We start from the raw sequence: 12132 nt of genomic DNA, 5'->3' as shown, positions 1-12132 counted from the left end.
GGGTTAGCTTCCCCGGTAGGTTGAATAGCTCCAAGGAGTCATGAGCAATGGCACATGGTAGCGTTCACCCGCCTGCAAATTGACTTCGATGGAAATGACGTCGAGGAACGGAGTCGAAGGAAGAGGGACTTTGGAGTCGGCGTAGTAGTGGTCGATTTTGAAACTCAAGCGGTATCGACCGGTGGTCAGAGCCCCGTCTGCGAGCAAGGGCCCGTCGGTGCGACCGTCGGCGTTGGTCTGTCCCTCGCTCATTTCCTCCCATTGATTCTCTGCGGAGAGTCGCGAGAGTTTCCAATAGACGCCTTGGGCCGGTCTTCCGTGGTAGTTGTCGAGGACGTGTGTGCTCAGTTTTCCGCTCATGATTGTAGGGGTTCGGTGGTTACAAGTTTGCTCAGGCGGTGCCAGCCGATTCGGGCCACTTGAGCAAGGCAGGCGATGCGCTCGGAATCGATCGAAGCTTCCAGGCGAGCGCCCAGTATCGGCAGCGTTTCGCTAGCGTTGTGCTCGCTCACGCAAAGGATAAACGGGTGTGCAAAGCGTTCGCGGTAGGCTTCGAGCTTGAATCGCAGCTCCTTAAGCTGGGCCGCCGGGAGCTCCGCGAACCCAGCTCGGGTTTGCTCGCCGCGCGAAAATTCGGTCAGTGAAGCGACCTGCTCTATCTTGGCCGCTAGGTCCGGGTGGGCTCGCAAAAGGGAAAGCTGCTCCGCTTGGGTGGCTCCGTAGATGATGCTTTCCAGCGTGGCTTGCATGGCTTTCAGGCTAGCGAAGGGCCGCCGGCCGCAGGATTCCTCCACCACCCAGGGGGAGTATTCGTAGAGTTCGCCTAAGCGAAAGAGGTACTCCGGGCCTGGCAGGGCGTTGAGTTCAGCGAGTGAGATCCGGCTCATTTGGAGGAACGAAGGTTGAAGAGAACGATGCCGAGAAAAACCAAAACCACCCCTGCTCCTCGCTGGAGCGTGATGGCTTCGTCGAGGATGAGGGCAGAAGAGATCACTGCGATCGGAAGCTCTGTGGAAGCAAGCACGCCGGAAAGGCTGGAGCCCGCCAGCGGGATGCCTTTCATCATCGCAATGATCGGTATGGCCTGTCCCACGAATCCCAATACAAGCGCTAGAGCGACGAAGGAGATGGGCTCGCTGCTGATTTCTCCGCGAGTGATGGGCAGGCTCGAAAGCACCAGCAGGCTGCCGAGCACGTTCGCCAGCGATAGGAAGAGCGAGCGGAAGGTGGCGGAGGAATGCTGGCTGATGCGAGGGGTGATGAGAAAGATCGTCGCGTAGCAGACCGAAGCGGCGAATCCTGCTAGCAAGGCTCCTTTTGACTCGAGTCCTTGGAAAACGGATAGGGCGTCGGTGGCGATAGCGGCTCCAAGTAGCAGAATGATGACCGATGCCAACTGGCTCCATCGAAACGCGTGGCGCGAGCTCAGAATCGAGAACAGGTAGATTTGTGGCAGGTAGAGAAAGAGCAGCGTAGCTCCGATCGCTACTGGACCCAGGCTAAACGATAGAAACAGAAAGCTGCCGACGCCGAGAGAGGTAACGCCGGCTAAAGCGAGCCAGGCCCATTCCTTAGCCGATTGAGGAAGCTGGACCGACTTTGAACGACGTAACAGAAAAGCGAATACGACGCTCGCGACGATGCCCTCGGAGAGAAACACCTCCATGAAGGACGCGCCCATGGCGTAGGCGAACTTTATCAGAACGCCATGAAAGCCCCAGCAGACGCCCGCAAGGAGGACCAAGGCAGCTCCTCGTGATTTCGGATTCGCTAGGGCCTGATTCACGTTTCCTCAGGCCCCTCCTCGAAGACCTGGTCCTCCGCCCGCCAGGGCGGCGAGCAAGTCACGATCATCACCAACGGCCGATCGCTTGGATTTGCGATGCGATGCCATTGTCCAACCTTGATGGCGACGGATTGTCCGCTGTGCAGCGCTTTTGATTCTCCGTCCAAAAACATCACTCCCGATCCCGAGACGACCTGATAGACCTCCTCGCTTTCCCGATGGTAGTGCTTCTTGATGGTCACTCCCGGAGGAATGGTGATTTCCGCAATGCTTAAGTTTGCCAGGCCTGATACGCGAGGCGACATGAATTCCTTCGCGACCGCGAGATCGGGAGCGATGGATTCCGGGCAGTTCCTTATGGTTACGATGTTCACGTGGCTTCGCTAGGCTGAGGCTCTGACGCGCAGGGCTCGTTGTTGGTGATCGCTCTGAATCCGGGCCAGATCGATGTCGAGAAACTCCCCATTGGATATGCGTAGTTGTCCAGCCACGACAAGTTCGCTGACTTGGCGAGCGTGGCAGATGAGCAAGGCGTCGACGGGGTTTTCTGCGGCGTTTGAATACAGATCCTCTGTGGGGAAAAGCGCCACGTCTCCACAGTATCCTTTTTGGATACGACCGATATCGTATCGCCCCATCACTTCGGCGGCTCTCCATGTGCCTAGATCGATAGCGTCGAGCGGGCTCATCGCCTCGGCTCCGTAGCGCACGCGGGCGAGGTACAGGGCTTGACGCAGCTCGGCGAGCATATGTCCCGAATCGTTCGAAGCGCTGCCGTCGACGCCCACCCCGACCTTGATGCCGAGCTGGATCAGTTCCGGCACGCGACAGATCCCGGAGCCTAGGCGCATGTTGGCGTTTGGGCAATGGGCCACGCCGATGCCGCATTCGGCGAGCAGGGCGAGCTCGCGATCGTCGAAGTGAATGCCATGAGCGAGCCAGGCCCGATCGTAGTCCCAACCGCAATCCAGCAAGTAGTCCAGCGGGCGGCGGCCGAATTTTTCCAGGGAAAACGAATTCTCCTCGATCGTTTCGCCGCAGTGGGTGTGCAGCCCGGTCTGGTATTTCCGTGCGAGAAAGGCGCTGTCGCGAAGCAGTCCTTGCGAGCAGGAAGTGGCGGCGCAAGGAGCCACGATGATTTGTCGCCAGCTGCCGCGCGAAGCGTCGTGGTAGGTCTTTATCAGCGACTCCGTCTCGCTCAGAATGGTCTCTCCATCCTGTAGAGCCCATTCGGAGATCAGCTCGGAATGCAGGTCCATGGATCCGCGGCTGGCGTGGAAACGGACACCCATGGTTTCGGCGGCCCGGAATTGGGCGGGGATCATGTCTTTCGCTCCTGCGGGGAAAACGTAGTGATGGTCGGCGATAGTTGACGCTCCGCTAAGCATGAGCTCCGCGATTCCCAACAAGCTGCAGGCGTGGAGATCGTCTTCCCTGAACCCCTTCCACAGCTTGTTCATATGAGACAGCCAAGGAAGCAGCGGGAGGTTGTTGCCCGGCGTGTAGGCCCGAGCCATGTTCTGATAGAGATGATGGTGGGTGTTTATGAAACCGGGTGTGGCGATCTTTCCTTTCCCAGAGAGTGTAGCGGAAATATTGATACTCGGCTGCTCGCGTCCGGAGCCGACCTCGGTGATCACACCGTTTTCGATGACAAGCCAGGCGTCGGTCAGAACGTCTTGCGATTCGTTGGCCGTGACGAGGTAGTCGATGTTTTCTATGAGCAGTGAGCCGTGCTGAAGCATGAGGTGATCGGAAGTGTGTGAGGGAGGGTGGATGCGCTCACTTCGTTTCGGAAGCGGGAGAAACCTCTATATCGGCGGGGGCTGATTCGGAGGCGGCGTAGACTTCGAGAGCGGCCAGAGCGGCGTCCTGCTCGGGTACCTGGTATCCGTGAAGGCGCAAACAGGACGACAGAGCGTTGAGGGTGCGAAGAACGGCATCCTTGCGAGCGTTGTATCCCATGGCGCCGATACGCCAGATCTTGCCGTGAAGCGGCCCAAACGAGGTGCCGATCTCCACTCCGAAGTGGTGCAGCATGTCGCGACGCACCGCCTCGCCATCGACGGCGTCCGGTATGTAGACTCCGGTGACATTTGACATCTTTTGGCTCTGGTTTCCGAACAGCTTGAGGCCGAGGGCTTGCAATCCGCTGGTCATGGCCTCGCTGGCTAGCCAGTGCCGAGCGATGCCGGCCTCGAGTCCCTCCTCGAGGATGCAGCGAGCGCATTCTCGAGCTCCGTAGAGCATGCTGGTCGCTTCCGTATGGTGATTGAGTCGCTGAGGGCTCCAGTACGCCATGACCATTGCCAGGTCCAGGTAGTTGCTCTGAATGCGCGAACGAGGTCCCGGCGAGTAGCCTGCGGGTTCGATCCCTTTTTCCACATGCCAGCGGGACTTGATCAGGTCGGCCGCTCGATTCGAGATGGTGATTGGCCCGGAACCGGAAGGTCCGCCGAGGCATTTCTGTAGTCCTGCGGTGCATACATCGATCTTCCATTCGCCGATGAGCAGCTCGTTCCCGGCGATGGAAGCGGTGGCGTCGACGTAGCTGATGACGCCGCGTTCGTGGCAGAGCTTGCCGATCTCAGCCAACGGCTGGTTCATGGTGGTTGATGTGTCGCCCTGGCAGATGGCGAGCAGCTTCGGGCGATGCTGGTCCAGGGCGGCTTCGATTTCCTCGGGAGCGAAGACCTCGCCCCATTTCTGAGAAAGGGTGACCACCTCCGCTCCGCAGCGGGAAGCGATTTCCGCCAGAAGGTGCCCGAAGCGACCGAATACAGGCACCAGAACTTTGTCTCCGGGTTCGATGAGGGAGACCAGAGCGCTCTCGATCGCCGCCCGACTGGTTCCGTCGATGACGAAGGTCCAGCAGTAGTCGGATCGAAAGATCTCCCGGTAGAGGGCCATGAGCTCGTTCATGTAGGAGGTCATAGCCGGATCGTACTGACCTAGCAGGTCGGCCGACATGGCTCGTTGCACGCGCGGGTCCGCATTCACAGGGCCGGGGCCCATCATGAGACGTGGAGGTGGATTGATTTGCTTGAGAAGCGGGTGTGTTTGCATTCGGGGTTTGGACTAGAGTTCCTTCAAGTAGGCGACCAGCTGCTCGACTTGAGTTGGGCTTAGTACGTTTTCGTAGACCGGCATGGCAGGGGCGTACCCTTTTGAGACTCTTGTCGGGGCTCGCAGGATGGACTCCTTCAGGTAGGCCTCGTCCGCCACCGCTTCGCTGCCATCGGCCAGCTGGCGCAGGCTGCCGTAAATCCCTTCAAGGCTCGGAGCGATGCTTGTATTGGCTCCCTGGTGACAAGCGTTGCAACCCGTCTGGGTGAAAACGGTCTCGCCTTTGATGGCCAGTTCGCTGCGTTCGGGCTCGTTTCCAGTCGGCAAGGAGATGGCGGCGGCGATGATGGATGCACTGCCTGCAAAGGTGGCTCCCGCCACCGCCAGCCATGGTTTGAAGGTGTTGCGAATGTTCATCATGTACTTGATGACGATCAAGCCGAGCACGATGACGCTAAGAACCAGCACCCGCCGCTCTCCGCCGTAGAGCGATGGATAGTGGCCGCTGAGCATGAGGAAGATGACGGGGAAGGTGATGTAGTGGTTCGACAACGACCGGAACTTCGCCGCTTTGCCGACGTTTAGGTTGTGCTCCTTGCCCTCTCTCAGGGCCTTCATGAAACGGCGCTGGTTGGGGATGATGTGGAAGAACACGTTGGCCGTCATGAACGAGCCCAAGGTCATGCCGACTTGGAGGAAGACCGTTCTCCCGTTGAAAACGGAGTCGAGCCCCCACGCGTACAGCACCACCAGACTGATCCAGACCACGGCTCCGGTTTTCAGGTAGTTCTTCAGCGGGCTGCGCCAGTAGAGATCGTAGAGCAGCCAACCGCCGAAGATACCCGCCAGGCTGATGGTGATGGCTCCGGCGCTGGAGAGGTCGGTTTTCGCCGGGTCAATCATCAAGGTATCCGCTCGAGTGAAAAAGTAGGTCACCAAAAGAAAGAATCCAGAGAGCCAGGTCGTGTAGCTTTGCCAGTAGAACCAGTGGAGCGGGGAGGGGATCGAATCCGGTTTCAGGATACGTTTTTGCAGATGGAAAACGCCACCGCCGTGCAGCATGTCCATGTAGCCGATCAGGTCCTTGTCCTCCTTCTTTTGCAGTAGATTGATCTCCATCCAAGTGAAGAGCAGGGAATTGCCGATCCACATGATCGCCGCCACGATGTGCACGTAGCGGAGCGTGATGTTGAAGAAGTCGATAAGTTCTGGACTCATGAAATGGAGGAGGGATTCGAGTTTCGCATCAGAGAGGAGAGGCCGTTCGGGTAGAGCTTGAGCAGCGTTTGCTCCGGGGTCATGGGAGCGCGGGTTTCCGTTTCTTCGAGAGGAGCGAACGCTTCGATGGCTCGGCGAATGGCGAAGTAGGCGGCGATGCCGTACATGAAGGGAGGTTCGCCCACCGCCTTGCTGCCGAGGGGACCGCCTGGATTGTCCGCGTTTTCCAGAAACGTGACTTGTATGTCGTCGGGCAAGGCATCCCCATCCGGGCATTTGTAGGTGGAGAGGGCGTTGGAAAGCAGCTTGCCTTCGTCTGAAAACACCAGCTCCTCCAGCGTCAACCATCCGATGCCTTGAGCCAGTCCGCCTTCGACCTGACCCAGGTCGACCGATGGGATGATGCCGCGGCCCAGGTCGTGCACCAGCTTGGCGGAATCGATCGTATACGTGCCGCGGATACAGTCGACGGTAGCTTCGACGAGACAGGTCCCGTAGGTGTAGTAGTGAAACGGCTTGCCCCAGCCAGCGATGGGATCGAAGGAGATGTTAGGCGGCGTGTAGAATCCGTGCGCCATGAGCTGGACTCGGGAAAAGTAGGTTTTGAGAACCAGCTGTTCCCAGGTGAGTTCCGTTTCCTGCCCATCGACGCGCACGCGTTCGGCGACGATGCTGATTTGCCCAGCCTCGCAGGAAAGCTCCTTTGCCGCGACCGCTTTCATGCCAGTCAGGATCTCCTCGCAGGCCATGATGGTCGCGTTTCCATTGAGGTCGCTAGTGGCGCTCGCGGCGCTGGGGGAGATGTTGGCGATACGTGAGGTGTTTGTACTGTTGCAGCGAATACGCTTGTGGTTCACGCCGAAGACGCGTGAGCAAATGGCGATCATGTTGGAGCTGACGCCTTGCCCCATCTCGATCCCCCCGGTGGTGACGTTTATGGTTCCGTCGGTATAGACGTGAACAAGGCTGCTGCCTTGGTTGAGGAATGTCTTGGTGAAGCTGATACCGAAACAGACCGGCATCAGGGCGAAGCCTTTTTTCGAGAGCGGGTTGCTTTGATTGTAGGTTTGAATCCTCTCGCGAATCGAGGCGAGATCGAAGGTTTCTTTGGCCTCGTCCCAAGCGCGTTTCAGTCGATCGTCCTCCAGCGTTTGTCCGTAGTGAAAGACGTAGCCCTCGCGGGCGAGGTTTCTTTCTTGTATCCAGTCTGGGGGTACGCCAAGGCCAGCGGCCGCCTTTTCGATCGCGACTTCCAGCGGAAACATGCCCTGAGGTCCGCCGAAGCCTCGAAAGGCGGTGTTGGAAGGGAGGTTGGTGCGGCACGGCACGGCGCGGATGCGAATGTTCGGGATGCTGTAGGCGTTGCTGGAGTGCATGCATGTCCGCTCCAGAACTGGATTGGAAAGGTCCATGAAGGCGCCGGAGTTCTGGTAGTGGCTCACTTCATACGCCAGGATGCGTCCTTCGGGATCGAGGCCGATCTTGTAGTCTTGCTTGTAGGGATGGCGCTTGCCGGTCATGCGCATGTCGTCCGGACGGCTGAGAACGATCTGCACCGGCTTTTTGAGGGCGTAGGCTGCCAAGGAGGCCATGACCGCCCAGTGCGTGGCCTGGTCCTCTTTGCCTCCGAAGCCTCCCCCGAGGCGTTTTACGTCAACCTCGACCTTGTTCATGGGAAGGCCCAGCACTGATGCGATGGTTTTCTGGGTGGCGCTGGGGCTTTGCGTCGATGCGAACACCTTGAGCTGCCCGTCCTCCAAGGGGATGGCCCGACTGCGATTGGTTTCCAGATAGAGATGCTCCTGGCCTGCGAGGTCGATCCGACCCTCGAAGACATGGGCGCAGCGGTCCCAGATCTCGTCCACGTTTCCTTTGTTGAAGGTCCGTAGCTCCTGGTGGATCTCCCCATTCTCGAAGGCCTGGCGAGGGCAGGTGATGGCTGGAAGCGCGTCGATGTCCGCCTTGCAGCGAGTCACGCCTTTGCGAGCCGCTTCGTGGCTGGTCGCCACGACCAAGGCGATAGGCTGTCCTTGGAACAGCACTTTCTTGTCCGCGAATAGCGGCTCGTCCTGCGCCACTGGCCCGAAGTAGGGCTCTCCGGGAATGTCTGAGAATGTGAATACAGATACCACTCCATCGGTTTTCAGAGCTCCCGAAACGTCGATGGAGACGAGGTTTCCATGGGCTTCGGGGGATCCGAAGACGGCCGCATGCAGCATGCCAGCGGGCGGAGCGACGTCGTCGACGTATTCGGATTTGCCGGTGACGTGGAGTTCGCTATCGCAGTGCCGCATGGATACGATCGGAGTTTAAGGTTTCCGGGAAGAGGCGCGTGAGATTGGCCAGGAGAAGCTGGCGAGCGAGCAAACGCTTGTAATCCCCAGATCCGCGCACGTCGGAAATCGGGTCGAACTCGCTTTGAGCGAGCTCCAGGGCTTGCAGGACCACAGGCAGCTCCAGTCTTTTCCCACGGAGGAACTTGCTGGTCTTTGCGAGATAGAGCGGGATCGGGGCGACGCCGCCCAATGCCAGGTGGACGTCTCGGATCTCGTTGCTCACGACCTTGATCTTGATAGCGGCATTCACTGTCGCTATGTCGAGTACCCGCCGTTTGGATACCTTTTCCCAATGGACTTTCGTGTCGGGATCCGGTTTCGGAAAGCTGATGTGGCTGACGATCTCTTCGGCTCGTTTGGCCAGTTTCTTGTATCCGAGGTAGAAGCGGTTCAAGGGGACGGCGCGCTGACCATCCGGACCTTGCAGGATGAGCTCCGCCTCCAAGGCCAGCAGTAGGCAGGTGAGGTCCGCGATGGGCGACGCGTTGCAGATGTTTCCCGCTAGGGTGGCTCGTGTGCGGATGGGCCAGCTGGCGATTTGGTCGTTGTAGGAAAGGATCTCCGGAATGGCTTCCTGCACGAGCGGGTGGCGGGCGAAGGCTTCGAAGCTCATGCGAGCGTCCAGCCGCAGCGCGCCATCGAAGAACTGGGGCTCGAGAGGGGGCTTGCGATTGAGCAGTTGCACCGGCTTTTCCGGGAGGGTTTCGCCCTGCTGCACGTACAGGTCCGTGCCTCCGGCGACGAAGGGTGGAGAGAAGGAAGGGCTCGAAGGCGAATCGTTTTTTATCGACTTGAGCTTCGTCGCTACGGTTCGGAAGGAGTCGGGCAGGGCGTTCGCCTGGCAGAGGGCTTCGATGCGGGGCTTGCCAGCGAGCATGGGAGATAGGGTCCGAATGGCGTCCGCTCCGGCTTGCTTGATGGATCTGTATCCAGTGCACCGGCACAGGTTTCCGGAGATAGCCCGCTCGCAACCCTTTGCGTCGAGAGGCAGGCCTGGGTCCATCAAGCCAGCTGTCATGGCTACGATGAATCCAGGTGTGCAGTATCCGCACTGAGTCCCCCCGCAATCCACCATCGCTGCTTGCACGGGCGAGAGCTGGCTCATGTTGAGCCCCTCGATGCTCACCAGGTGCTTGCCGTGCAGCTCTCCCATGGGAAGCAGGCAGGAGGTCATGGGCTGGTAGTTGACGTCTTCTCCTTCGAGCGTACCCACGATTGCGGTACAAGCTCCGCAATCCCCCTCCTTGCAGCCCTCTTTGGAGCCGGTGAGTTGGCGATGCTTGCGAAGAAAGTCGAGAGCTACGAGACCCGGTGGGAGATCAGCTGTCACGAGTTCGTCGTTAAGTAACAGCGTAATCTGCGAAGTGTTGCTCATGAGTTCGGGAAGTGTGTTGATTGAGTAGAATCTGGGCGGAGACGCTCACTGCGATCTCCTCGGGCGTGTCGCTGCCGATGGGAAGTCCGACCGGCGCCTGGAGACGCTTGATGCTCGCCTCTGGGATGCCGTTCCGTCGGAGCTCGGCGAAGATGCGGGCCAGTTTTGGCGGGCTGCCCATCAGGCCGAGGAAGCTCGGTCGTTCCGGCATCACCGCTAGCAGTGCTCTGAGATCGGATGGGTAGGAGTGGGTCATGACGACGGAGGGCGTGTCTCGCCAGTCGTCAAACTTGGATACGAAGGCGTGAGGCGTGTCGCCGAGCGAAACGGCTTCGTCTTTCAGCTCGGGTGAAAGGGGCAGGTCCTTTCGCTCGTCGAACAAGCGGGTGGCGAAGCCGAGTCGAAGCATTTGGCGGGCTAGGGCTTGTCCGCAGTGGCCCGCTCCGAATATGGCGATGCGTCGATCGGGGAGCAGGCTGAGCTGCAGGGTCCAGCTTCCCGCTTCCTGCTGGAATAGAAAAGCGAAGCGGGGCTGGCGGGTTCGGGTCCGCAAGGCGAGTCCGCGGGCATTGAGCTCGATGACGCCTTCCTGTCTGGCGTCCATGCGCTGCACGATTTCCGCGACGGTGGCGAGGTCGCGATCGGGGGTGAGGGTCGCCAGCGCGTTGGTTTGGCGGCCTCCGCAGATCAGGCCGGAGGGGTGGTCCGAGAGGGCGGAGTGTTCGAGATGCTGCAAGCGTGGGGACCAGGCTTGGAGCCGCAGGGCTTTGACCGCGCTCTCGAGCAGTCGCTTTTCCATGATGCCGCCCCCGATGGTACCGACTTGGCTGCCATCTTCTCTCACCAGAAGGCGGGCTTTGGGGGTGCCGGGAGAGCCGTTTTGGGCTTGCGCCACGAAAGCCAAGAATACCCGCCGACCGGCTCGCAGCTCTTCGCGAGCGTTTCTCCAGAGGTCTTGCATCAGGCGATTCCTCTTTTGCTTTGGCTGAGCAGGAGCTGGGGGCGGGAAAAGACCTGCTTCCCCTCCAGCACGGTGGTTTCCACCAGCTCGTCGCGCTGGGAGCGAGCGGAGGCTTGGGCGATGAGGACCGGGAGAAGGGTTTCCGCCGAGCTCAGGCGGGCCGCAGTATCCGGAAGCGGGCAGTGGATGCAGTCGAAGGACTTTCCAGGGGCGAAATTGCCTTTGCTTTCGGCCACCTGCAGGATTTCGGCCCCGGCCAGCGTCGAGCGGTAGAGAGCTTTGGCGTAGGTGGCCCCGTCCCTTCCCGCTTCTCGATTCTGGCTGACGAAGGAGTCGATCACGTCGAACATGGACAGGTAGGGCCCTCCGCCAATGTCGGAAGCCAGTCCCCAGCGAATCCCCGCGCTTTCCACTTGCTCAAAATTGAACAAGCCGGAACCCAGTCCGCGTACCTCGGTGGGAGCGTTGGAGGTCGGGCAGGACGCGATCGCGGTATCGCTCTGGGCGAGCAGCTCCAGCTCGTCCTCCGAGAGATGAATGGCGTGGCCCATGACCGTTTTGGGGCCGAGCATGTCGCAGCGTTGATAGATTTCGGTGTAGCTCCCCACGTCCTGAAAGCCTTCGAACTCCTCGTAAATGCCCAGCACCCAATCGATTTCAGCCAGGGTCTCGTCGAGATGGGTTTGTTGGAAAAGATCGTTTTCGCGGGCGATGCCAGCTCCTGCCTTCATCACCTCGGGATGGGTGGTGGGAGCGAAGCGAGGGGTGACGCAGTAGCGGGAGCCGTAGGAAGCCGCCCCGCGTTTCGCGGCTTCGATTGCCTCTTGCTTGGACTGTCGCAGCAGGGCTGGGCAGTTCATGGTCATGAGCACGCCGCCGATGTGAAAGCCCGCAGGCGCGTGGCGCATGGCGGCATCGAGGGCTTCGTCGTGGATGGAGCTGTAGCATAGACCGCCCACGGTGCCGAGCGAGTGGATGCGCCGCCAGAAGGCCTTCGCTTTGATTTCAGCGTAGTCCGCGTCGGCGAAGCGCGCCTCTTCGGGAAAGGTGTAGCGCTCCAGCCATTCCAGCAGCGAGACCTTGGGAGCATCGCGCACGTCGTCTTGGACCCAATGGAAATGCAAGTCGTAAAACGGCGGCAGGATCAGCCCCGGATTGCAGGGGATCCGGTCCAGGTCCCAACCGTAGCGCTCGGCCAGCGAGGTGGCGTCGCCGAAGTCCACGATGCGGCAGCCGTCCTCTCGGCGTTCCCCGATCAGCAGGGCGTCGCGCAGGTATTGGCACTGCGTGTCGGTTTGCGGATTCAGGAATCGTCCCCGCAGGACTTGGAAGGAATCGTCGTTGTAGAAGACCAGCATAGGTTAGGCGTAGCGAGTCGCCCTGAGGCCTT

The 12132-nt window shown here is 59.9% G+C and carries 11 protein-coding genes; all 11 read right to left on the bottom strand.

Features of this window, described 5'->3' with window-relative positions; genetic code table 11:
• Positions 1 to 3: 3 nt before the first annotated feature.
• From uraH to QEH54_RS20750, 11 genes are read right to left on the bottom strand one after another with little or no spacing between them, the layout of a single operon-like run.
• Positions 4 to 360, bottom strand: coding sequence for a hydroxyisourate hydrolase (gene uraH, locus QEH54_RS20800; RefSeq protein ID WP_309020646.1), 357 nt, complete (start codon positions 358 to 360; stop codon positions 4 to 6).
• Positions 357 to 887, bottom strand: a complete 531-nt coding sequence (uraD, locus tag QEH54_RS20795; RefSeq protein WP_309020645.1) for a 2-oxo-4-hydroxy-4-carboxy-5-ureidoimidazoline decarboxylase — start codon at positions 885 to 887, stop codon at positions 357 to 359. The genes uraH and uraD overlap by 4 nt, the downstream gene beginning before the upstream one ends.
• On the bottom strand, positions 884 to 1786 hold the full coding sequence (locus QEH54_RS20790) for a DMT family transporter (RefSeq protein WP_309020644.1): 903 nt from the start codon (positions 1784 to 1786) through the stop codon (positions 884 to 886). The genes uraD and QEH54_RS20790 overlap by 4 nt, the downstream gene beginning before the upstream one ends.
• Positions 1783 to 2160, bottom strand: a complete 378-nt coding sequence (locus QEH54_RS20785) for a cupin domain-containing protein (protein WP_309020643.1) — start codon at positions 2158 to 2160, stop codon at positions 1783 to 1785. The genes QEH54_RS20790 and QEH54_RS20785 overlap by 4 nt, the downstream gene beginning before the upstream one ends.
• Before the next feature lie 9 nt (positions 2161 to 2169).
• Positions 2170 to 3531, bottom strand: a complete 1362-nt coding sequence (locus QEH54_RS20780; RefSeq protein ID WP_309020642.1) for an amidohydrolase family protein — start codon at positions 3529 to 3531, stop codon at positions 2170 to 2172.
• Between the two features lie 37 nt (positions 3532 to 3568).
• Positions 3569 to 4852, bottom strand: coding sequence for an alanine--glyoxylate aminotransferase family protein (locus QEH54_RS20775; RefSeq protein WP_309020641.1), 1284 nt, complete (start codon positions 4850 to 4852; stop codon positions 3569 to 3571).
• A gap of 12 nt (positions 4853 to 4864) precedes the next feature.
• Complete coding sequence (locus QEH54_RS20770; RefSeq protein ID WP_309020640.1) at positions 4865 to 6070, bottom strand: urate hydroxylase PuuD; 1206 nt, start codon at positions 6068 to 6070, stop codon at positions 4865 to 4867.
• Complete coding sequence (locus tag QEH54_RS20765) at positions 6067 to 8364, bottom strand: molybdopterin cofactor-binding domain-containing protein (RefSeq protein WP_309020639.1); 2298 nt, start codon at positions 8362 to 8364, stop codon at positions 6067 to 6069. The genes QEH54_RS20770 and QEH54_RS20765 overlap by 4 nt, the downstream gene beginning before the upstream one ends.
• Positions 8348 to 9781: an FAD binding domain-containing protein gene (locus QEH54_RS20760; RefSeq protein ID WP_309020638.1), complete on the bottom strand. Its 1434-nt coding sequence runs from the start codon at positions 9779 to 9781 to the stop codon at positions 8348 to 8350. The genes QEH54_RS20765 and QEH54_RS20760 overlap by 17 nt, the downstream gene beginning before the upstream one ends.
• The gene (locus QEH54_RS20755; protein ID WP_309020637.1) at positions 9747 to 10742 is read right to left on the bottom strand and encodes an XdhC family protein; all 996 of its coding nucleotides are present in this window, start codon (positions 10740 to 10742) and stop codon (positions 9747 to 9749) included. The genes QEH54_RS20760 and QEH54_RS20755 overlap by 35 nt, the downstream gene beginning before the upstream one ends.
• Complete coding sequence (locus tag QEH54_RS20750; RefSeq protein ID WP_309020636.1) at positions 10742 to 12100, bottom strand: amidohydrolase family protein; 1359 nt, start codon at positions 12098 to 12100, stop codon at positions 10742 to 10744. Before QEH54_RS20750 ends, QEH54_RS20755 begins: the two co-directional genes overlap by 1 nt.
• Positions 12101 to 12132 lie beyond the last annotated feature (32 nt).

The organism is Pelagicoccus sp. SDUM812003 (assembly GCF_031127815.1).
GTDB lineage: Bacteria > Verrucomicrobiota > Verrucomicrobiia > Opitutales > Opitutaceae > Pelagicoccus.
The sequence above is the reverse complement of the archived record's forward strand: the minus strand, read 5'-3'. Positions and strand labels throughout refer to the sequence as shown.